Here is a 21449-nt window from a genome sequence, read left to right as displayed (position 1 = left end):
CTGTGTGGAAGCATCAAAAATCATTTCGATCCGACTTGTCGCTATTTTTTACCCGACAATACTGTTCCTGATGCCAAAAAAGACTGCAAAGATTAACTTTGCAGTCTTTAGGTCATTCACATAATTTTGCGCCAGTTGTTTTTAGTAATTCTTATCGGCATAACCAACCCAGCCGCCCTCTTTGACTAGCGTCTTGTCAAATTCGCCAACCTTAAAGTCAATCGTTTCGGATTTGCCATCAGCCTCAATACTAATCTGGTTACCATCTACATCAACTGCCATGATCACCGCTTTGCCGGCATAGTTAGCAAACAAACCGTCAATCGTTTCTTTAGGCAGTTCAATGGCGAACATCCCGCAATTGTACATGTTTTGTCTGAAAATCCGGGCAAAGCTTTCGGCAATCACGACATTGATGCCATTGACTTCCAGTGCCCAGGGCGCATGTTCTCGGGACGAACCGCAACCGAAGTTTTCGCGGGTCACAATGACCGCCTTATCCTGGGTGTCTTCCCGGGAAAATCCGGGCAAAACCAAATCCTCTAATAAATTGGGTTTTAAAGCCTCTTTAGTAATTTCGGTCAAATATTTAGCCGGGATAATCTCATCGGTGTTAATATCGCTGCGATCTAAAAATAATACGTTTCCTTTAAATGTCTTCATCTCGTTCCCCCTTTCTAAGCCTTGAATAAATCAGCATTGACAATCGTTCCGCTAATCGCTGTCGCTGCTGCCGTGGCCGGGCTCATCAGATGAACCATACCACCCTTGCCCATGCGACCGTTAAAATTACGGTTGGTGGTAGCAGCACAGACTTCACCTTCAGCCAGTACCCCGTTGCTCATACCCAGACAGGCGCCGCAGGTCGGATTAGTAACGCAGAAACCGGCATCCTGGAAGATTTCGATAATCCCTTCTTTTAATGCCATCGAATAAATGGCTGGTGTTGCCGGGCTGACAATGGCGCGGACCTTATCGCTGATTTTTTTGCCCTTGAGAACTTCTGCAGCGATGCGCAAATCTTCAATCCGGCCATTGGTGCAACTGCCGATATAGATCTGATCGACTTTGGTACCGGTCATTTCGGCCACGGTGCGAACCTGATCAGGCTTGTAACCGACGGTAAGCATCGGTTGCAGTTCCGAAACGTTGTATTCCAGCACCCGTTCATATTCGGCATCAGCATCGGAAACCCATTTAGAATAATCGGCCAGGGCATCGGCTTTAGTGGCAAATTCGTCCTGGATGAAGTCCCAGAGATAATCGACGGTGGTCATATCGGGATAGCAGATTCCGCAGGTGCCGCCGGCTTCGATGGCCATGTTGCACAGGGTCATCCGCGATTCCATCGACATCGCATCCACTACTGGACCGGTAAATTCAATGACCATATTAGTGGCACCGTTGACCGTCAACTCTTTGATGATAAAGAGGATCAGGTCTTTGGCATAAACTCCCGGTTTTAGTGCGCCGGTGAGAACAATTTTAATGGTTTTAGGAAAATGGAAGGCACAAACCCCTTTTAAGATCCCAACTTCCAGGTCGGTGGTGCCGATTCCGGCAGCAAAAGCACCAAATGCCCCATGGGTACAGGTGTGAGAGTCGCCCATGATGATGGTGTAGCCGGGTCGGACAAATCCTTTTTCCGGGAAGATGGCATGACAGACGCCGTTCTTACCGATATCAAAAAAGTCTTTGATATCATGTCGTCGGGCCCAGTCTCTGAGGATTTTTCCCTGTGCCGCGGTTTTTGAATCCTTGGCGGGGGTTACATGGTCGATGACGGCCTTGATCTTGGTGGGATCAAAAACCCGATCCATCCCCCGGGCCATCAGATCGGTGATGGCAATTGGTGTGGTGATTTCATGACAGAAAACCCGGTCCAGTTTTAACACATGTGTATCTGGAAACGGCTCATCTACCCGATGTGCATCAAATATTTTTTCAGCTATTGTCTTACCCATTTTAATCTCCTTCTTTTGTCACTTTCTTAATCTCAATAAACTCATCTCTTATTATGACATAAAGCTGTAAATAGATCAATAAACCAGCTAAAATCAATCCCGCTGGTTACAAATATTTTCATGGTTGACCAATGCTACCGTACCGACCAATTATTAATCTGCTGTTCGCCACAAGCTCGGACAGGCTATCGCCATGTCCGCCTTGATGCGTACAACATGATGTAATAATTGTCGGTACTACTAAATCTTTTTTTTAAGTTTCGTAATATTTTTTTATTTTCCCCCTTGACTCTGACCTTAGGTGATAGCTTATGATAGAATCAGGTCAGGGAAAACCTAGCCGAAAGAAACCAAGCAAGGAGACGAAAATGAAAATGACGGTTAAAGAGGTGGCGATGCTTACTGGGGTCAGTGTGCGCACCCTTCACTATTACCATCGTGAAGGAATTCTGATTCCCAGCGAAGTCACCGAGAATCGATATCGATACTATGACACAGCTAACCTGGCGCAGCTCCAGAATATTCTGTTCTTACGGGAACTGGATTTTTCGATCCAGGAAATCAAAGGGATTCTGGCCGATCCCAATTACGACGAAATGGATGCCTTTAAAAAGCAACGCCACCTGCTGCTGCTCAAACGCTGCCGTCTGGACAAACTGATTGCCTTGCTGGATCAAAAATTAGAAGGAGAAAGAACCATGAATTTTAAACCATTTGATATGACTGAAATTGAAGCGAACAAGAAACAATACGAAACTGAAGTCAAAGAGCGCTGGGGTAAAACTGACGCCTACCGCCAAAGCCAACAGAAAGCCAACAGCTATAGCCCGGAACAATGGGAAGCGATCCACACTGAAGCCGAAGCCATCTATGCTGGTTTTGTCACCAAAATGGCTCAGGATGCCGCAGACCCCGAGGTTCAGGAGCTGGTGGCCGAGTGGCAGGCCCACATCAGCCGGCACTACTACGACTGCAGCAAAGAAATTTTGTCCGGACTGGGGTTAATGTACGTCCATGATGATCGGTTCAAAGAAAACATTGATAGCCGTGCCGAGGGACTGGCTCAGTTTATGAGCGACGCCATCGAGATTTATACCACCAATTAGGGATAGATAACCATTATCTTTAGCATTGCACAAACATAATAGAACCATTTTGGGATAGCCTACCACATCTTCCCCAAATGGTTCTTTTGTTTGTCCCAGTCAAAAATACCGTTGATGATTATACTTATTCCCTGTATACTATTAATAAACGACATTTACATGATGAATAAGCAAAGGAGTAGCTATGAAATATCTGGTTATCGGCGCCGGCGGGACTGGCGGATGCATCGGGGCTTATCTGGCCAAAGCGGGAAAAGATGTGACCTTAATTGCCAGAGGCCAACATCTGGACAGAATTCGGGAAAACGGAATTGAGATGGAAACCAATTGGCAAGGGACTTACACGGTGTCGCCGATCAAGGCCCATGACACTTTGCATTATGATGAGCAGCCGGATGTGGTTTTTGTCTGTGTCAAAGGCTATTCACTGGACGAAATTGTTCCATTTATTAAACAAATCGCTCATAAAGATACGGTGGTGATTCCGATTTTAAATATTTATGGCACCGGCGGAAAACTTCAGATCCAGCTTCCCGAGCTGCTGGTTACCGATGGCTGCATTTATATATCCGCCAATATTGCTGCTCCGGGAAAGATTAAGATGCACGGCGAAATTTTCAGAATTTTCTTCGGGGTTCGTGATCCCGCACAATTCCGCCCGGTTTTAAAACAAATTGAAGCAGACTTAAATGATAGCGGTATTCTGGGCGTCCTGTCCCAAGATATCCGCAAAGATGCCTTACAGAAATTTTCTTATGTGTCAGCTATGGCAGCCTGCGGGTTGTATTATCAGGTTGAAGCCGGAGCGGTTCAGAAACCTGGTGAAATCAGGAATACCTATATTGATTTGCTGCGGGAAATCGAAGCGCTGGCGCTGGCCATGGATATTCATTTTGACGTTGATATCGTCCAGTTTGATCTGGATATTCTGGACTCATTGGCACCGACTGCCTCAACCTCAATGCTCCGTGATATTAATCTGGGTAAAAAGTCAGAAATTGATGGCCTGGTTTTTGAAGTGCTGCGGATGGGAGCACACTACCATGTTCCGATGCCAACCTATCAACGGCTGGCGCAAGCATTTGACGGATATCTACAGCCATAGGCTCTGCCATCTAGACCTTTTATTAGATCAACTTGCTGATTGCTGCCAATCTTGGGAGATCTAAGATTTATAAACAGTACCGATCACCATTGACAACATAACGGATAATAAACTTGCATCGATCAGTCAAAAGCGTTAAAATGAAATGATATTTAAAAAATTCCAATATGAGAGTGATGACCATGTCTAACCAAAAAGAAAATATTCTTCAGGTGGCCAGCCAATTGTTCTATGAACAGGGCTATAAAAAACCTATTTGGATCAGATTGCCGAAGTCTGTGAGATTACTAAGCCCCTGATTTCCTATTATTTTAAGTCAAAATCGAGTCTGGCTCGGGCGGTCAGTGATGCTTTTTTATTTGAACTGAAAAATAAGATCGCTTTAAAGCTTTATACTGAATATTTCAAAGGGCAACGCGCCGATCTTCAGGTCAGCACGGCAGTGGAAATCCGACTCTATCACCTACTTTTTCTTTCCGACCCGAAAGCGATGCAGTTTATCCGGGAACTGGCTGATGATAAGTACGAAGACCTCTTTAGCACTGATGGTGATCTCCTTTATAAAATGCATGATCGCCAATATCATCTCGCTATCAATAAAGAAGCTGATGAGCTGGCGATGATTGCCAATGCCGCCCGTGCTTCAAGTTTCTCGCTAATGTGGGCTTACGACCGGGGCGAATTTAACTGCACCCGAGATGATTGTCTGGATTATATCATCCGACTCAATTTTATGCTGATGCATATTGATCAGAAGCGTATTGATGCGATCATCGCTGAAAGCAAAAAAGTCCTCGAAACGGTGCCCTTCACCTTTAAACCCTATTTTCAAATTGATTAAGTGCAACTAAAACAAAAAACCGCCCGAATTCTCGATTGAATCCAGGCGGTTTTTACATTGCAGCGCATTATTTGCGGTTATTGAATGACTTGTTGCCGATCTAGTATGACATTGCCAATAAAAGACATCACCCCCACAGAAGCCAACCCGACGGCTGCTAACAGAAATTTAATTTCGATACTGCCACCGGCTAAATTCGCAACCCCACTAGAAACAATCGGTGAGACAAAGATCCCCACGCTAGTGGAAGCAGTAACGACGGCGATCGCTAGCGAACTAATCGATGGATGCACCGCATTAGCGGCCTGGAAGGTACCTGCTGGGTTGATAGTGGCTAAACAGAAACCACCGCAGATGGCGCCAAAAAATAATGACGGCAGAGTCCCCAACAAAAAGATCATCAACATTCCCAACCCACCGATTAGCAAGCATACCGGAATCACCAGTTTTTTTAGAAGCCGCTGCATCCGACCAAACAGGATCCCGGTGAGCATCCCGGCGGCGGACATCGAGGTATTGATCAACCCGCTAGTGGAGGCGTCCCCTAATCCCTTGCTGGCCACAAACATTGCCACATTTGTCTGAAAAACAAACAGGAAAACCCCAAATAAAAACATCGTCAAGGCCGTAAAATAAACCTTGGCATTGAGTTTTGCACTTTTCTCAGATGTTTCTGCTTCAGCATGGGCTGGAGCCTGGTCCTTAGGCAGGTTTTTAATGACAATCGCAATCACCGGAATAAAAACCAGATAAACCAGGTAGGACAATTGCCAGGAAATTCCCGCCAGCATCCCCGAGCTAAACAGCAGTACCATGCTGCCGCCATTGACAAAGGCAGACTGCAGACCCATCATCGCCCCGCTTTCCTCAGCCACAAAGTAATCCGCGATCAAGGCCATCGACATGGTCGCATTCATCCCCTGGGCGATCCCCAGCAGCAAACTGCAACCGAGCAGCACATAAATACTAGTAGACCCGAAAAGCAGGGCAATCATCCCCCCGGCCAGTCCGCAGACCAGGCCAAAAATTACCAGGTTTTTTTTCGGTAAGCGCAGCGACAATGGTCCGGAGGCAAAGGCAAAGACCAGTCCCATCAAGGCCGGAATGGTTAACACCATCGCAATCAGGGCTGGGTCGACGCCCACAAAATAAGCCTGAATATCGGCCAAAATCGCTGATGCCGTCATCGATATCATCAATAATGACGAGATCGACAGAATCGCAACTTTAATTTTTTTCTTTTCCAAGATTTTCTCCTCACAATGATAGCGTTTTTGCCGGTTTGTTTTATGACTTTGACAATACTTAACCGGTTAAGTTACCGGTATTATATTATGGGCACTTTTCTCTGTCAACGAAATATTTAAACTCCCACAACTTCTTTTTGTGTTAAACTGAGTGTATAAATCGAGCATCAGGCATAGACTGGGGGCTTTTTTTCCTATCAAATGATCTTCAATCCCAGTTGTCACAGCAACACGACTGCTGCCTATGAGAGCCATTGTCAATGCCGATGATCCAAAATGTCTGTTGATCTGATTACTGTGATCCACTTTTGCGAGGTACTATCAATTTGATAAGCTTGAAAACAAAACGAACCCATGTGGAGGCCATCATCATGATGTTCCAAATGGGTTCGTTTTTGAGATGAATCAGTATCACCTGATTATTCTTACATTTTATTCAAAATGTACTCGCGTTGCATCATAGCGTTCTTTCTGTTCGGCATCCGCAACCGGATAACCGATGGGGATTATGCCGTATGGATTAAGATGTTCGGGGATCCTTAAAATTTGGCGGACACTTTCCATCCGGTCGGTTAGTGGTGCAACCCCAACCCAGACAGCGCCGAGACCCAGTTCGGTGACTTCCAACAGCATATTCTGGGTGCAGGCAGCCATATCAATTTCAGCGAACTCCGGCATCATCAACTCCTTGCGATATACTGGCACAATCGCCAAAGCCGCATCCTTGATGAAGCTACCATAGGGACTCTTTTCCGCCAACGCGACCAGGGTTTCTTTTTTTTTAACCACATAAAACTCCCAGGGTTGCTGGTTGGCAGCCGATGGGGCAGCCATTGCGGCTCTTAAAATCTGCTCTACTTTTTCCGCTTCCACTTCCTTGTTTTGGTACTTTCTAACACTGGTTCGTTCAAATATTGCGCTCATTTTTTCCTCCAATAACTTTTTCATATTTTTGCAATTACTTGCGTCTTACTGTTGTTCATGCTATCATTTTACCAATGATTTTCACAAAAACAAGTATGCACTTATAAGTTACTTACTACCCTAAATGATAGTAAGTATTCAAAGCGCTGGAAAAGGAGACAATCAGCAAAAATTTATTATTCAATCACATAACAACTGCTTGTCAACATAAGTCAAACCATTTCATTCAAATAAACACCCCGCCAGTAGTGCTGACGGGGTTAATTTATACGATAATCTTGATTAGGGTGCAAATTATTATGCAGTCAATCTAATGAATTTGGGATTAAAAACCTCAAAAATCACCACAATTTAGCCATATTTTAGAGGGCTGCACAGATTTTTGCACACATCCATTTTTTGCACCTTTTTTCGTCGTGAAATTCTCCTTCAATGCAACCATTTCCGAACCGTATCTGCGCATTCCGATTCCTATTTTATGTCCTAATTTCGTCTTATTTGAGTTTGAAATCGCCAACCATCTTCATTAGCAGTTCTGCCTGCCCCGAGAGTTCTTCGCTAGAGGCAGCACTTTCTTCGGCAGTAGCAGAATTTGTTTGAACAACCTGCGAAACCTGTTCAATTCCTTTGGTTATCTGCGCGATTTCCGAGGCCTGCTCGCTGGAAGCTTGGGCAATATTGCCAACCAGATCGGAGACTTTTTCAATTTCGTCAAGGATTTCCTTGAGACTCGCAGCCGTTTCATCGGCAATTTTTGTTCCTACTTCAACCTTGCTAATCGACCCTTCAATCAGGCCGGTGGTTTCTTTGGCGGCCTCGGCACTGCGGGCGGCCAGGGTTCGGACTTCTTCGGCAACCACGGCAAAACCCTTGCCATGCTGACCAGCCCGGGCAGCTTCGACCGCCGCATTTAAGGCCAGAATATTGGTCTGGAAGGCAATATCATCAATGACTTTGATTATTTTGGAAATGCTATTGGATGAATCGTTGATATCGACCATCGCAGTAACCATTTTTTCCATTTGACGATTGCCGATTTCGGCATTGTTGCGAACCTCAATCGCCCGGACATTGGCTTCATTAGCATTGGTGGCGTTGCGTTTAGTCTCTGTTGAGACCTCATCAATTGAGGCCGTCAGTTGCTGAATCGAACTGGCCTGCTCCATGGTGCCCTGGGATAGCGCCTGTCCGCCATCCGATATTTGTCGAGCCCCCAGTTCCACTTGACCGGCAGCGATATTGATCTCTCTCATGGTATGGTTAAGATTATTGGTGATTTGATTTAAAGCTGCTTTAATCGCCAGAAAATCGCCCCGGTACTCAGCGGTAATTTCTTGATCGAGATTGCCATTCCCCAGCGCCTCTAAAACATCGGTAATTTCATCAACATACTGTTTTAAGAAGGCAATGGTGTGATTCATATTATCACGAATCAAGGCATAATCGCCCTGATAATCCCCTGTCATCGCGGTATTAAGGTTACCTTTGGCCAATTCTTCAAGCGCACTCGAGGCACCCATCATCGGGCCAACCAGGGCATCCAGGGTTTTATTAAAACCACTGATGACCTTGGCATATTCACCTGAGAAACGACTCTCATCACCGCGATTCGCGGTATTTCCGGCGACGGCAATCCGCGCCATTTGGTTGGCTTCGGCAATTAACAAATCAATCGTTTCGATCATCTCAATCAAACTTGGTACCAATTGATCCTTGTCACTGAGTTGACCCGTTTCTCGTAGCTTATCAAGATCCTGAAGATTACCGCCGGCAATATGATTAATTACGGCAATCACATCGTTAAGTCGTTGGTTGAGGCTATTAATTGAGCGTGCAAACTCGGAATAGATGCCGCGGTACTGGCCATCCATCTTTTCGCCGAAATCGTGGCGACTCATCTGCCCAAGAATACGGTTTCCTTCTTCTAAAGCCCCTAAACCATCGATGCAGGCATTGATGCTGTTTTTTAAGGTATCAAACTGACCCTGATAAGCGGCCGTAATTTTTTCTGGAATATCGCCCTCGCCGATCCGTTTAACATAGTCGGCGGCCATATCAATCGGCCCAACCACGGCATCGAGGGTATTGTTAACGCCTTTAACTATATCACGAAAGCCACCTTTAAATTGGTCGCTGTTACCGCGGATATGAAGCTTACCTGCGACCCCAGCCTGGGAGAGGGTGGTAACCTCATCAATCAGACCGCGGATCGATGCAATCGTTCGTTTCAGCGCCGGTGATATCTCATCCTCGGCATCCTTTTCCTGAATCATCGCCGAGACGTCGCCATCCGAAATTTCGATCATCGTACCAATCACCACTTTTTGCAGGTCTTCGGCAAAGGAATCCATGGCGGTGGCCATTTCGCCGATTTCATCATCGCTGTCAATGGCCAGCCGCATCCCCAAATGCCCCAGGCTCATTTCTTTGATCATCTGGTTGATCCTGGAAATTGGATTTGTAATTGATGTTGATACCCGGTAGAGAATTACCGCCAGTGCCAGGAAAACCAACAAGCCAACCACCGACACCATTAGAATATTTTTTAAGATCGCCGCTTCAATCGCGTCCATCGAGTAGCCAATACTTAGCACCCCCTGCTGTTCACCATTGATCACCACCGGAAACAAAACCTCATAGACCTTGGTTTTCCCAGCTTCGTAAAAATATTCAGATGATGAGGATTGGCCAGCGGTGGCCACCGCTTTAAGCTTTTCATCCTCAGCATAACTAACCCCGAGATCCTCGGGATGAGTGTCTGCCACTACCGTTAAATCCTGATCGATAAAACTGGCATAAACGATCTGGTCATTGATCGACAATTCATCAATCAGAGCCTGGTAACCAAATCGCTCGGTTAAATCGGTGATCCGGTCGGCGGTAACGCCGGCCTGAACAAATTCCCCAGTGGCAATTTTCATATAACCAAATTTAAAGGTTTCATCGGTTTCGGTACTTTTACGGATCGCCTCCATCAATTCGGCTTCACCACTGACCATGAAATTATGGATCGGATCGCCAGGGGCGGCCTTCCAGCCGATATATTCGCCATTGACCGAGTTTACAATTTCACCGGCTGCATTAAACCAGTAAATCTGATTAATCCCCGACTGCTGCGCCAGGGCCGTCAGATAAGGATCACTGATGGTGGCACGATTGGCTATGACAATATTACCGATGCTGCGGATCTGTTCTTCGATCATGACGTTCATGGCGTCAAGGGCGTCGGTGTTGTCTTCCAGACGGTCGACAAACTGCTGCGAGGCGGCAAAACCACTTTCTCTCATCTCAGTCAATAGGCTTGCCCGAGTTAGGTAGGCGGAGATGGCGCCAATTACAAACACCCCCACCAGTACCGAACATAAGGGCACAATCAGCAATTTTTGCTTAATTGTTCTTTTTCGTTTTCTCTCTTCCATTGTTAACCTTTCCTCTTCTTCCAAATTTTAAGTTTATCCGTTAATTTAAGCAAATTTTGTGCCAAAATTGCCATTTTTCCTGATTGATGGAATTTTAAGGGATGTGAATGTTCTATCGATCCCTGGCATAATCACGTCTTTGTTTAAATTAGCAATTTTTTGGGTAGTTAATTTACAAAGCCCTTCCCTTTTTGAGATGATTCTATTTATCATAAATGCGATTTCCGATTCCTGGAAACTAAAAAGAAGAATATAAGATGGAGAAAAAACGATGGAAACTGTAAGAACAAACCTGCGGCCAAAGCGCGTTAAACTTATTTTTAATCCCGGTTCTGGCGCGAATGAAGAGTCCCCACTGCAAATCCTGGCGGTGATCAAAGAAATGCAAGCCTGGAAGTTAGTCCCGGAACTCTATTTAATCGAACCAGACAGTAACCTGAAGGAAGTGCTCGATGATGCCATTGCCCAGGGAATTGATCTGTTTGTCGTTTGTGGCGGCGATGGCACCGTCTCTTCGGTCACCAAAGCGCTGTATGGTTCAGCGGCGACACTTGGCATTGTTCCCACCGGAACCCAGAACAATGTGGCCTTAAGCCTCGGCATCCCCACTGATATTTCGGCAGCTATTGCCGTTCTCAGAACCGGGCAGCCTTTAAAAATAGATCTCGGCATGGTCACTTGCAACGATGTCAGCACACCATTTATTGAGCTATGCTCGGTAGGTTTATTTTCAATGCTGTTCCCCTCCGGGGATGATATCCAGCACGGCAACATCACCCGGATCGGAGATTTTCTGGGAATTCTGACGACTGCTCCGCCCTCGGAAATCCATCTTTTCCTGGACGATAATCGGGAAATCAACGCGTTGGGTCATGCCGCATTAATTTCTAATATGCCCTATATCGGTCGTAATTATCAAGTCGGTGCTGCCGATGCCTATCATGACGGCCTATTGGATGTGATGTTTTTTTCCGACCTGTCCAAACTTGATTTAATCGCTTATATTCTTAACGGCGTAGGCACCGATAACCCTGAAGATCCCCGGATTCAACACTACCAGGTGCGTGAAATTATCATTGATACTGAGCCATCTATGGCGGTTATGGCCGATGATATCAGTTTAGGAGAAGGTTCTGTTCAAATAACCGTAAAGCAACAAGCGATGTCGGTCATGGTCGGAGCAACCGAGTCAAATGAAGAGCCATAATCAGGATCAGTCCGTAACCGACAAAGACCTGAAAGCGACCGAAGAAGAAAACTTGATTGTCGTTAAAATTCGCAGAATATGGCATAAAATGATCACTGGTATCCGTCATATCCCACCGTTTTACTGGCTAATTATGGTTTTTATTATCTTATTTATGTTTCTTTTATTTGTGCCTGAAAATGTCTGGATCATTTTCTTAGGAGCCCTAAAAAGCCAAAAATCGCTGATTGTCCTGGTGCTGATTTTTGCATTAACCACCATTTCGCTGGTGTGGTCGGTTGGTCAGCAAGTCGATGTTTGGGTTTTTAGTTATTTTAACATGCATGGACGCCGCCGATTCTGGCTTGATCGACTGATGTAATTTTTACGCAGATTGGCAATGGCATTTTTGCGATGATCCTTGCCATTATTTTGTATTTTTCTGGCCAGCATTTCCTTGCCTATGGCTTTGTATTCGGAACCTTATCATTATGGTTAGTCGTTGAATTGATAAAAGTGCTTGTCCATCGAACCCGACCTTATAAAAAGATTGAAACTAGTCGCATTGTCGGCTCCCAAGCCAGGGGCAGTTCTTTTCCCAGCGGACATACCAGTCAGTCTTTCTTTATGGCGACTTTTCTATTGCATTATTATCAGGCCAATTTTTTGCTCTGGTTGGCTATCTATCTGCTGGCTTTTTTTGTGGGGATCACCCGTATCTATGTCGGCATGCACTACCCCCGGGATGTCCTCGGCGGGGCGATGCTGGGAACCGCCTGGGGACTTCTCGGCGTGATTCTTAATAATTCATTTTGATATCTAACATGCATGATCTGGTTTCATGTAAATTTTATGATTGTTGCTCGTTATTGATAACATTTTTTTAAATGTCTTTTTCCCTTTTAAAGCGGGTTCAAAGGGGTATTAAACTGTCAACCGACATCATAATAGAGAGGTAATAGAAAATGAATATTGAACAAGTCATCAAAAACCTGAAAAAAATCGATGGTTCCCGGGATATCTGGCGCGATATCATCAAAGCATTTAATGGATTTTCTTTTAATGGCGTCACCGAAGTCGCCATTGAGTCCCAAATGGATGACGAAATCGTCCAGGCCTATATTGATACGGATGGATCTCCGGTGATCCAAATCGCCCTGGATCAGTGGGCCGATGGCAGCTACGTGGTCATCGATGCCCAACAGCTCCGCTGATCCACGTATCCATTAATTAAAAAAAACACGCTAGCAAATGGTTTATCTTCCATTGACAGCGTGTCTTTTTATTAAAAAAGCGATTTTTCAGCTAGTATTTATACAATTAGTATATGAGCTTTCGGAGGGGTGTCAATGGATGATCATTTCCAGCATTTTAAATTCCTTGTTTGAAAACCGGCTTTCCGGGCATATAGTTAATTAGAAACATTCCAATTATCTGATTCAATGAGAGGGTTTTATGAAGACACCAGTTTTAAAGGTTGCCAACCTGTCCAAGAGCATTAAGAAGAAAGAAATTATCAAGGATTTAAGCTTTGAGCTTAACAAGGGTGAAGTTTTAGGCTTCTTAGGACCCAATGGCGCCGGCAAATCGACAACATTACGAATGCTGGTCGGTTTGTCACGTCCCAGCGCCGGCACCGTTTCAATCTGCGGACATGGGATTGGAGAAGATTACGTCAAGGCGATGTCGCATGTCGGTTGCATCATCGAAGCCCCTGATCTGTACGAGTATCTGAGTGGCTACAAAAACCTCGAACTCTTAGGCGCCATGTCCCAGCATGTCACCAAGGCAGCGATTGATGATGCGATCGCCCTGGTCGGCATGGAAAAGCGCATCCACGATAAGGTGAGCATTTATTCGATGGGCATGAAACAGCGGATCGGTTTAGCCCAGGCGCTGATTCATCAACCCGATTTACTGATTCTTGATGAACCTACCAACGGCCTTGATCCCCAGGGCATCCATGAATTTCGGGAAATTGTCAAGTCGCTGGCCAAAGATACCGGGATTTCAGTGCTCATTTCTTCGCATTTAATCAGTGAAGTCCAATTGATCTGCGACCGGGTCTGCATTATCAACCAGGGGATGATTGTCCGCGACGGCGCGGTGACGGAGATGCTATCGACCGGTGAAATCGTGTGGGTTTTAAACAATCCCTACCAGGGCAAAAAAATCCTCAGCGAACAGTTTCAGCTTGACGCCCGAATCACCGCACAAAACGAACTGATTGCCGCCACCGATCTGGAAATTCTGCCGATAATTAATGCCGCCTTAATCACCTCTGGCCTCGAACTGAAAACCGTCACGGCTAAAAACGCCACCCTGGAAGAGCTCTTCCTCAGCCTGACCAACCAGAAAACCATTCAATAGAAAAACATTAGAAAGGATACGATGATGTTAAACCTCATTCGCAATGAAGTCACCAAACTGCTGTTAAAGAAAAAACTGATCCTGATTATCGGCTTGCTGATTATTTTCATTACCTTGCTTTCCTATGGCCAGCAATATACCTATGAAAAAAATATCGACCGTTTTGAAAACCTGTCCGGCGCCGGCACTTATGATTGGAAAAGCCTGGCTAGCCAGCGGTTGAATGATCTGGAAAAGCGCCTCGATAGCCCCTATATTCCCGCCGATGGGATTGCCTCGATCGAAATTGAAATCAAGCAATTACGATATTTTATCGATAACGATATTAACCCGATTACCCCCAGCGCCGCCAAGTTCAGCGTCGATTTTGTCGAACAGGGCATTTCGTTGCTGATTCCACTGATCATTGTAATCCTTGCGGCCGATCTGGTCTCTGGCGAATTTTCAACCGGAACCATTAAGGTCTTGTTAACTCGGGCGGTGCCGCGCTGGAAAATTTTGCTGAGTAAGTTGATTGCACTGCTTTTGATGACCACCCTGGTGGTCTTGATCATGGGGCTGCTAGCGACTCTGATATCCTATCTTTTCTTTGGGCAATGGGGCTTTGATGAACCCGTTGCCACTGGCTTTCGCCTGATCGACGGCCAATTAAACGCTGATGCGGTGATTCTGGTCAGCCGCTTTGAGTACACCATCCTCATTTATTCACTGACCTGGTACGTCGCGATTGTGATTGCCGCTCTGACCCTATTGATTTCGATTATCGTTGATAATACCGTCTCAGCGATTGGGATATTGATGGCGACCCTGATTGGCGGACAATTTCTGCAGTTTTTTCTGTCCGACTGGCCGATCGTTAAATTCTTCTTTGTCACCAATTTGGATCTGACCCGGTATTTAACCGGCTCCTATCAGCCGATTCCGGGGATGAGCCTGAATTTTTCGATCATCACTCTGGGTATCTGGGGTTTACTGGCGCTACTGCTCGGATTTCAGATTTTTAGTCGTAAAGATGTGCTAGTCTAAAAGGAGGCAATCATGATCAAAAAAATATGGCCGCTGATCTTAATCGTATCGGTCGCCCTGATACTGGTTTTTGTGACCGGCCTAATCATTGCCATCGCCATCACCAACGGCGGCGACAAAAATCCGGAAACCCTAACCAATCCGGCTGAGACCATTGAAACTGAACCGGTTAGCGCCGCTAACCGTATTCTGGTGCTGGGCGATTCGATCGGTTTTGGCGTCGGTGATGAACCGGATAAGGGTATCGGCAAACGCTATGCGGCGCTAATCGATCCCGACAATACCATCACGGTGGCAAATCTGTCGGTGTCTGGAGCAATCAGTGCTGACCTGGCCGCCCTGGTCGCCGCCCCGGAAAATGCCGCCTTTATTTCCGCTGCTGACTTAGTTATTATCTCGATCGGCGGCAATGATTTAAGTCGCATCCAGTATCAGGATGCCCTGTCTTTAGATGTGACCTTTCAGGAAACCCTTAACCGCTATCAGGAGAGTCTCGAAGCGACGATCAGCCGTATTCGCGCGCTTAATCCTGAGACCCAAATTGCCCTAATCGGTTTATATAATCCGTATCCCGATCAAGATCCGCAAAAATCGCAAAAGCTGTTTGAATGGAATTATCAAACCCAGCTAATCGCCGCTGCCGATAATAAGACGGCCTATATCCCTACTGATGAGGCATTTAAATATCATCTCCAAACCTATCTGGCCACCGATCAGTTTCACCCCAGCAGTATCGGCTATCAGGTTATTACTGAAACCCTTGATCGCATCTTAAATGGCATTGATTAAGGAACCAATAAAACCAGGATCAGCCAACTTGACAACCGATCAGAAGTTGAGCGGTTCTAAAACGAAAGGATGGCAATGAACATGAAAAAAATAATCATCAACGATACCATGCAGCAAGGTAGTTATTATTTGAGTGAAGAAGCAGGCGCAAATTTTGATCCGGATTTTAAACCGGAGCTTTCCCCCAAAGAACTGTTGGCACTCGGCCTTTTCGGGGGCAAATACATGACCGATTGCCAGTCTGAATTTCCTGAGGATTGGTATGAACATGCCAAACTCTCGCCAGCCCGAAAAGATATTTCCCTCAATTATTATCAAGTCGATGCTTCGCAGCCCCTTAGCGTCTGGCGGGCTAATGGCTGGATCAATCCGATTGATCCGCGGGGCTGGTTTCAATGGTATTGCCGCTATTATTATGGTCGCCGCCTTCCTGACGAAGACCGCCGCCAGATCAAACGCTGGAAAGCGATGGTGCGTCATATCGGCGCGATTAAAAAGAATTGCCAACAAAGGGATCAAAACTGTCGCAAAAAACAGCGTCAGGCGCTGCTGCACTGGGCTTATGACAGTCGCAATCTTTAAACGAAAATTCGACTGGTTTAGTAACTGAAATCATAAAAAACACCCTTTTGACAGCATCATCGACAGCTACAAAAGGGTGTTCCTATTTATGATTTTATATTTTTTTAATTGCTTGAAATGATTCTAAATGCATCATCCCTTTCTGTCGCCTCATCGGCCTTTGAGGCTAATAATTATTGACCGATTTACTCAATTTCAATTTGTTTAGTCAGTTCCGGTTTTACCTGTTTCGGTACAGTGATGGTCAGAACCCCCTCGTTCAGCTTGGCTTTAATGTCGTCCGATGCGGCGTCGGCTAAAAAGATATTCCGGGTCATTGCTGAGAATTTACGCTCCCGATGAACGTAATTTCTTTCTTTTTCTTCTTTCGTTTCTTCCTTCTTGACGGTTATCTGCAGTCGTCCTTCGTCTAAAGAAAGATTAATCTCATCCTTCTGAATACCCGGGAGTTCTGCTTCAACGATATATTCTTTTTCATTATCCTGAAGATCAATTTTGAAGGTATCACCAGCTAAACTTCTTCGCATTGGCCACCCTTCTGCAAAAAAGTCGTCAAGCATATTTTGAAAATCATCAAAACCGGTATTCATCAAATCATTTCTTTTTCTGTTAAACGGAATCAGTGCTGTCATCATAAACCACTCCTTTACATCTTATATTTTGTTAGCACTCTCATCTATCGAGTGCTAACTATGGTTATTTTATACCACCTTTTCGGCCAATTGTCAATACTCCAATTGAAGCCTTTTAAGTTATTTTTAAGCTACGTGAGTTTGTCATAGAGGATATTTTTGCGCAGTGTCTCGGCCTCTTTCGCGCCGGCTAAAACCGTCACCAGTTCCAGGGCAAAATCGACTGCTTTTCCTGGACCCCGGGAGGTGATCAGGTTGCCATCCCGAACGACCGCATCTTGTAGATAAGTCGAATCAACAAGATCCGCTTCAAAACCGGGGTAAGAAGTCACTTTTTTGCCAGCGATGAGCTCGGCTTTGGCTAGAACAATCGGTCCGGCACAGATCGCCGCCACTAATTTCCCGGCGGCAGCCATGTCCTTGACAATTTTAATAACCCGAGGATCGTCTCTTAGATTCGCTGCTCCGGGCATCCCACCAGGAATAACAACCGCCGCGTAGGCGTCAAGGTTTTGCAGATCATCAATGTGGTGATCGGCTTTTACCGCGATCTGATGGCTTCCTGAAACCATCAGACTGTCGCCGATGGCCACCATATCAACCCGAATCGACTTGATTCTTCGCAAATAATCGACAACCGTTAAGGCTTCCACTTCTTCAAATCCTGCTGCTAAAAAAACAATTACATTCATCATTATTCTTCTCCCTTTAGATGGTTTTTGTGGTTTTACAATGCCATTAGTCAAAATAGATGCTGCCGCCGATGAATTCACGCAGTATTGAATTAAAAGGGACTTTCTCTGTATTCATTGGCTCACAGAAGGATAAAATATTAAGCAGCCGATCCCTTGTCTTGGCATAGGGGCTGTGATCATCAATTTTATTTAAGGATGCTTCAGCCAAAGGCCTCATGGCATTTAATTCGTAAAGAAGGCTCGAATTAAACATCACGTCCGATTCTTCCTGGAATTTAAACACGTTTTTATACTCCCCGCGGCGAACATTTTCCCACTGATCCAGGGTATCTTCGGGGTGGGTACCGCGGAACTGATCGCCTCTGACGATTCGTCTGATCAGCCGTACCTCAGAACTCGGCACTCTGTTTTCCAAGTTGAAATTTAATTGAAACAGCGAACTGAGGTAGACTTTAAACAGCATGTTCCGGTTGATACCCAAAAACAATACCGGATTCAAAGCATGGATTCCTTCGACGACCAGTATTTCATCGTGTCCAACGCGCATTCGCCTTGTTTGGTTGGAACGATGGCCGGTTTTAAAATCATAGATCGGCGTTTCAATCGTTTTTCCATTGATTAGATCGACGAGCTGCTGCTGCAAATAGGGAAGATCCAAAGCTTCCAGGCAGTCGAAATCTGGCTTGCCGTCCTCAGTAAGCGGCGTCACTTCGCGGTTCACAAAATAATCATCCATCGACAGCGTAACCGGCTTTAATCCGTTCACACTCAACTGAGTTGATAAGCGTTGCGCAAACGTCGTCTTTCCCGAAGAAGATGGCCCTGAAATCAGCAGTACCCGCAGAGACCGCTGCTGTTGTAGAATCATCACGGCAATATCAGATATCTCCTTTTCATGCAGGGCTTCAGCCATCCCCAGCAGCTTCAAGCTGGCGCTACTGACAATATAGTCGTTAACATCATTAAGCAACTCGATATTAATATTTTTTAACCACTTTTGCGTCTTCTCATACATGGCCGAGAGTTTATCCGGCGGTATCAACGAGGTGCTGCAATCGCGATCAATGTCTCCAAAGTCAACAATAAAACCGTCTGCATAAGGCATCACACAGAAAGGATCGATATTTTTAACGTTTGTTTCACAGGGATAAATCATTTTAACAACATAGTCATCAACCCGATAAAAGTAGTAGCCACCCTCATGCTTCAAAAAGTCAATATCAGGATTTCTCATAATCCATTCTTTTAGTTTCTTTTCAATCTGATAGACTTCTCTGATTGAAATTGCGGAATCAGCAAAGCGGCAAAACACGCCCTCCATAATTGAATAAGCGGTTTTAAGTAATTCTTGCGGAAAAAGCTGCCGAATGACAATGATCAATCCGAGCTTACAAGTCTGCCGGTTTTGAATTAAATGTGTTTCTCGCATAGCCACACCTTCTTTCGATCTAATTTTATTTTACAATTTATATTGCTTATACTTCGTATCAGACATTGGTTTGATTGTTTTCCTGCTTGTTGATATCCTCACCAAGGTCTATTTAATCATTATAGACATCAACAAGTTTGCCAGCGCTATCATACAACTCCGCCGGATCACTCTTGCTGTTGTTCCAGGTACCGCCGCCATCAAGCCAATGAAAATCAATACCTGAATTATTTGCTGAATCGCCAACCTTAACCGTGGCACCTGCCGCCAGACTAAAGGCTGGAAAGGTAAACGACTGATTACCTAAAACCGAGACAATTTTCCATCCGGAAAGGTCAATCGCTTTTGCACTCGAATTTTTTATGATAATATATTCGGCCTTTTTATCCAGTGCGCTAATGCTGACACCAGCGCTGTCCTGTCCATTTGGAGTGGTAAGCCCAAGTGATTGATTCACTTCATCGGGATTAACATTATCAAATTCATCATTAATCACCTTCCCCATCAAGGTGTAGGTATAACTATAATGACTGGGGATCTGGGTTGTGGTCGACGGATAGGTGATCACCGCCGTAAAATCGCTACAGCCGCCGGCATCGCGAATCACTTTTTCCATATATGCTTGATCACCATGTCGATTCAGGGTGCTATCTTGCGGTGTGATATTATAAGCATTGGCAACTCCGCCAAGCGAATCAGCGATGATATGGCCCTCATCAAGGGTTGGACTTTCAGTACCGGGAACCTTTGCCTCATCAGGATAATATCGTCCTGTTGCCAGGACTGGTTCCTTATCCTCATCCTGCAAAATAATTTTTGCCGCCGTGACCTTAATCAATTGCCCATATTCATTGGTAAAAGCATAATACTCGCGATCACCAAAACCAATATCCACCACAACATTGGGCTCTCGATGACCCGACAGATCGCCACCATCGACTTCAATCCAAGTATATCCTTCAAAATCCGGTTTATTTAGGACACCAAGTGCACTACAACCTGAAAATACAAATAAAGCTAGCAGTATCAGCGACAATACAACGGCTTCTTTCCCTGGTATGTGTTTGCTAGACTTTTTAATTTTTGACATTTTTTGTTTCCCCTTTTTGATTATCATTTTTAATCTATCGATTTATGATTTTGATTTTAAACAGTGCCTATGTGTACATCCCGCCATGATCCTTGAAGGGTGTGAGAATGTAATATCATTTGTCAATCAACTCGAAGGTCACAGCATCGGCGATGACAATTCCAACCGACATAACCGCATCACCCCAAGTCGTTTCCGTATCAATGACGACGAGTTTACTCATCGCTTTGTCCTTTGTTTCAATGTTTGCAATACTTTGTATTAAGCACAGGGTTTCATCAACTTTTCAGTTAACGATTGGCTTCATAAAAAGATTTCAATTCTCTTTTCAGATTGTCATCTAAATAATGCCAGCGAATTCCCTGAATTGCTCCCTCTAACCCGCAAAGTCGATTATAACAGGCCGATGAATCAATGACTCTGATCCTTAGCCAGGCTTCCCGGCTTCCTGTTGCAACCAGAGCCTCGGGCGTATTGATCCCAATCGCATTAAGCTGCTTTTTCATTTCTTTTCCAATGTTTGGCAGGCTTGTCAGCTCAGCATTCTCAAGCGGATTATTTTTATTCATTCTCGGTCTCCTTTCAAATTAGAACTAATAAGTTTTGTATTGCTGACACTGCCACAATGTTACAGCTATCACCAATCCTACACGCGATACTCCTTTTCTCCTCCACTTAATCATTCTGCTCATCGGCCATCGCATAAGCTTTGATGGTAAATTCCTTAACGATTTCAGTCGCCCATTTCGGAAATTGAACGGCCTATTCAGAATTCACTTTATAAGCAACCGCAATAATCGCCGATAAGTATATGATGCTTGGTATTGTAGTTTTTCCCATCTGATGCAGTTATCCGAAAATTCCGGATAACTGAGGCTTCCTATAACTCATCATCCATAAATATTTTCTTTGAATGATCATTTACGGTACGCACTTTGACATCATACAGCACCCCCATCATTTTTTGCGATAACCAAACATCTTCATCGGCATAGACTGCATTGACGTCACTTTCGCCGGTGGCGGTAATGAAGGTCAGATATT

General features: G+C 45.0%; 21 protein-coding genes. 11 read left to right on the top strand and 10 right to left on the bottom strand.

The annotated features are described in order from the left end of the window. Positions 1–141: 141 nt before the first annotated feature. Together QZ998_RS01290 and QZ998_RS01285 are read right to left on the bottom strand one after the other, a co-directional pair. The gene (locus QZ998_RS01290; RefSeq protein ID WP_296557387.1) at positions 142–663 is read right to left on the bottom strand and encodes a 3-isopropylmalate dehydratase small subunit; all 522 of its coding nucleotides are present in this window, start codon (positions 661–663) and stop codon (positions 142–144) included. A gap of 14 nt (positions 664–677) precedes the next feature. After that, positions 678–1964, bottom strand: a complete 1287-nt coding sequence (locus QZ998_RS01285; protein ID WP_296557386.1) for a 3-isopropylmalate dehydratase large subunit — start codon at positions 1962–1964, stop codon at positions 678–680. A gap of 311 nt (positions 1965–2275) precedes the next feature. Between QZ998_RS01285 and QZ998_RS01280 the strand changes: the two genes are divergently transcribed. From QZ998_RS01280 to QZ998_RS01270, 3 genes are all read left to right on the top strand, one after another. After that, positions 2276–3070 carry a MerR family transcriptional regulator gene (locus tag QZ998_RS01280; RefSeq protein WP_366512366.1) on the top strand — a complete coding sequence of 265 codons (795 nt, stop codon included), beginning with the start codon at positions 2276–2278 and terminating at the stop codon, positions 3068–3070. 184 nt (positions 3071–3254) lie between these two features. Further along, a complete protein-coding gene (locus QZ998_RS01275; protein WP_296557385.1) occupies positions 3255–4175 on the top strand; it encodes a 2-dehydropantoate 2-reductase in 921 nt (306 codons plus the stop codon). A 256-nt stretch (positions 4176–4431) separates the two neighbouring features. Next, positions 4432–5016, top strand: coding sequence for a TetR family transcriptional regulator (locus QZ998_RS01270; RefSeq protein ID WP_296557384.1), 585 nt, complete (start codon positions 4432–4434; stop codon positions 5014–5016). A 77-nt stretch (positions 5017–5093) separates the two neighbouring features. Here the strand turns inward: QZ998_RS01270 and QZ998_RS01265 are convergent, their stop codons facing one another. The 3 genes from QZ998_RS01265 to QZ998_RS01255 form a co-directional block, all read right to left on the bottom strand. Further along, entirely contained in the window at positions 5094–6263 is a 1170-nt protein-coding gene (locus QZ998_RS01265) for an MFS transporter (RefSeq protein ID WP_296557383.1), read from the bottom strand. 432 nt (positions 6264–6695) lie between these two features. Then, complete coding sequence (locus tag QZ998_RS01260; RefSeq protein WP_296557381.1) at positions 6696–7187, bottom strand: nitroreductase family protein; 492 nt, start codon at positions 7185–7187, stop codon at positions 6696–6698. Between the two features lie 494 nt (positions 7188–7681). Continuing rightward, entirely contained in the window at positions 7682–10606 is a 2925-nt protein-coding gene (locus QZ998_RS01255) for a methyl-accepting chemotaxis protein (RefSeq protein ID WP_296557380.1), read from the bottom strand. Positions 10607–10877: 271 nt separating this feature from the next. Between QZ998_RS01255 and QZ998_RS01250 the strand changes: the two genes are divergently transcribed. The 8 genes from QZ998_RS01250 (at position 10878) to QZ998_RS01215 (ending at position 16559) form a co-directional block, all read left to right on the top strand. After that, positions 10878–11813 (top strand): diacylglycerol kinase family protein, encoded by a 936-nt coding sequence (locus QZ998_RS01250; protein ID WP_296557379.1) that lies wholly within the window; start codon positions 10878–10880, stop codon positions 11811–11813. Continuing rightward, complete coding sequence (locus QZ998_RS01245) at positions 11800–12174, top strand: hypothetical protein (RefSeq protein ID WP_296557378.1); 375 nt, start codon at positions 11800–11802, stop codon at positions 12172–12174. The genes QZ998_RS01250 and QZ998_RS01245 overlap by 14 nt, the downstream gene beginning before the upstream one ends. A gap of 32 nt (positions 12175–12206) precedes the next feature. Beyond that, a complete protein-coding gene (locus QZ998_RS01240; protein WP_296557377.1) occupies positions 12207–12608 on the top strand; it encodes a phosphatase PAP2 family protein in 402 nt (133 codons plus the stop codon). A gap of 149 nt (positions 12609–12757) precedes the next feature. Next, positions 12758–13006, top strand: coding sequence for a hypothetical protein (locus QZ998_RS01235; RefSeq protein WP_296557376.1), 249 nt, complete (start codon positions 12758–12760; stop codon positions 13004–13006). A gap of 241 nt (positions 13007–13247) precedes the next feature. Further along, a complete protein-coding gene (locus tag QZ998_RS01230) occupies positions 13248–14162 on the top strand; it encodes an ABC transporter ATP-binding protein (protein WP_296557375.1) in 915 nt (304 codons plus the stop codon). Between the two features lie 24 nt (positions 14163–14186). Continuing rightward, positions 14187–15188 carry an ABC transporter permease gene (locus tag QZ998_RS01225; RefSeq protein WP_296557374.1) on the top strand — a complete coding sequence of 334 codons (1002 nt, stop codon included), beginning with the start codon at positions 14187–14189 and terminating at the stop codon, positions 15186–15188. Between the two features lie 12 nt (positions 15189–15200). Next, the gene (locus QZ998_RS01220) at positions 15201–15977 is read left to right on the top strand and encodes a GDSL-type esterase/lipase family protein (RefSeq protein WP_296557373.1); all 777 of its coding nucleotides are present in this window, start codon (positions 15201–15203) and stop codon (positions 15975–15977) included. An 81-nt stretch (positions 15978–16058) separates the two neighbouring features. Beyond that, entirely contained in the window at positions 16059–16559 is a 501-nt protein-coding gene (locus QZ998_RS01215; protein ID WP_296557372.1) for a hypothetical protein, read from the top strand. A 185-nt stretch (positions 16560–16744) separates the two neighbouring features. On the opposite strand, the gene QZ998_RS01210 is transcribed toward QZ998_RS01215, so the two are convergent. The 5 genes from QZ998_RS01210 to QZ998_RS01190 all read right to left on the bottom strand — a co-directional run bounded on the left by QZ998_RS01210 (position 16745) and on the right by QZ998_RS01190 (position 20974). Further along, entirely contained in the window at positions 16745–17194 is a 450-nt protein-coding gene (locus QZ998_RS01210) for an Hsp20 family protein (protein WP_296557371.1), read from the bottom strand. 128 nt (positions 17195–17322) lie between these two features. After that, on the bottom strand, positions 17323–17886 hold the full coding sequence (locus tag QZ998_RS01205; protein ID WP_296557370.1) for a DJ-1 family glyoxalase III: 564 nt from the start codon (positions 17884–17886) through the stop codon (positions 17323–17325). Between the two features lie 43 nt (positions 17887–17929). Then, positions 17930–19315, bottom strand: coding sequence for a nucleoside kinase (locus QZ998_RS01200; RefSeq protein WP_296557369.1), 1386 nt, complete (start codon positions 19313–19315; stop codon positions 17930–17932). Between the two features lie 112 nt (positions 19316–19427). Beyond that, positions 19428–20405 (bottom strand): lamin tail domain-containing protein, encoded by a 978-nt coding sequence (locus tag QZ998_RS01195; protein ID WP_296557368.1) that lies wholly within the window; start codon positions 20403–20405, stop codon positions 19428–19430. A 290-nt stretch (positions 20406–20695) separates the two neighbouring features. Further along, positions 20696–20974 carry a TfoX/Sxy family protein gene (locus QZ998_RS01190; protein ID WP_296557367.1) on the bottom strand — a complete coding sequence of 93 codons (279 nt, stop codon included), beginning with the start codon at positions 20972–20974 and terminating at the stop codon, positions 20696–20698. Positions 20975–21449: the final 475 nt, after the last annotated feature.

The organism is uncultured Acetobacterium sp., assembly GCF_927416815.1.
In the GTDB taxonomy this organism is placed as follows: Bacteria; Bacillota; Clostridia; order Eubacteriales; family Eubacteriaceae; genus Acetobacterium.
This window is presented reverse-complemented; position numbering and strand designations above follow the sequence as displayed.

Excerpts from the sequence above, each read along its gene's own strand:
- QZ998_RS01235 (WP_296557376.1), top strand. The coding sequence starts at position 12,758 with ATGAATATTGAACAAGTCATCAAAAACCTGAAAAAAATCGATGGTTCC.
- QZ998_RS01205 (WP_296557370.1), bottom strand. The coding sequence starts at position 17,886 with ATGATGAATGTAATTGTTTTTTTAGCAGCAGGATTTGAAGAAGTGGAA.
- QZ998_RS01220 (WP_296557373.1), top strand. The coding sequence starts at position 15,201 with ATGATCAAAAAAATATGGCCGCTGATCTTAATCGTATCGGTCGCCCTG.
- QZ998_RS01200 (WP_296557369.1), bottom strand. The coding sequence starts at position 19,315 with ATGCGAGAAACACATTTAATTCAAAACCGGCAGACTTGTAAGCTCGGA.
- QZ998_RS01275 (WP_296557385.1), top strand. The coding sequence starts at position 3,255 with ATGAAATATCTGGTTATCGGCGCCGGCGGGACTGGCGGATGCATCGGG.
- QZ998_RS01225 (WP_296557374.1), top strand. The coding sequence starts at position 14,187 with ATGTTAAACCTCATTCGCAATGAAGTCACCAAACTGCTGTTAAAGAAA.
- QZ998_RS01240 (WP_296557377.1), top strand. The coding sequence starts at position 12,207 with ATGATCCTTGCCATTATTTTGTATTTTTCTGGCCAGCATTTCCTTGCC.
- QZ998_RS01210 (WP_296557371.1), bottom strand. The coding sequence starts at position 17,194 with ATGATGACAGCACTGATTCCGTTTAACAGAAAAAGAAATGATTTGATG.
- QZ998_RS01195 (WP_296557368.1), bottom strand. The coding sequence starts at position 20,405 with ATGTCAAAAATTAAAAAGTCTAGCAAACACATACCAGGGAAAGAAGCC.
- QZ998_RS01285 (WP_296557386.1), bottom strand. The coding sequence starts at position 1,964 with ATGGGTAAGACAATAGCTGAAAAAATATTTGATGCACATCGGGTAGAT.
- QZ998_RS01260 (WP_296557381.1), bottom strand. The coding sequence starts at position 7,187 with ATGAGCGCAATATTTGAACGAACCAGTGTTAGAAAGTACCAAAACAAG.
- QZ998_RS01190 (WP_296557367.1), bottom strand. The coding sequence starts at position 20,974 with ATGAATAAAAATAATCCGCTTGAGAATGCTGAGCTGACAAGCCTGCCA.
- QZ998_RS01280 (WP_366512366.1), top strand. The coding sequence starts at position 2,276 with ATGATAGAATCAGGTCAGGGAAAACCTAGCCGAAAGAAACCAAGCAAG.
- QZ998_RS01230 (WP_296557375.1), top strand. The coding sequence starts at position 13,248 with ATGAAGACACCAGTTTTAAAGGTTGCCAACCTGTCCAAGAGCATTAAG.
- QZ998_RS01245 (WP_296557378.1), top strand. The coding sequence starts at position 11,800 with ATGAAGAGCCATAATCAGGATCAGTCCGTAACCGACAAAGACCTGAAA.
- QZ998_RS01255 (WP_296557380.1), bottom strand. The coding sequence starts at position 10,606 with ATGGAAGAGAGAAAACGAAAAAGAACAATTAAGCAAAAATTGCTGATT.
- QZ998_RS01215 (WP_296557372.1), top strand. The coding sequence starts at position 16,059 with ATGAAAAAAATAATCATCAACGATACCATGCAGCAAGGTAGTTATTAT.
- QZ998_RS01250 (WP_296557379.1), top strand. The coding sequence starts at position 10,878 with ATGGAAACTGTAAGAACAAACCTGCGGCCAAAGCGCGTTAAACTTATT.
- QZ998_RS01290 (WP_296557387.1), bottom strand. The coding sequence starts at position 663 with ATGAAGACATTTAAAGGAAACGTATTATTTTTAGATCGCAGCGATATT.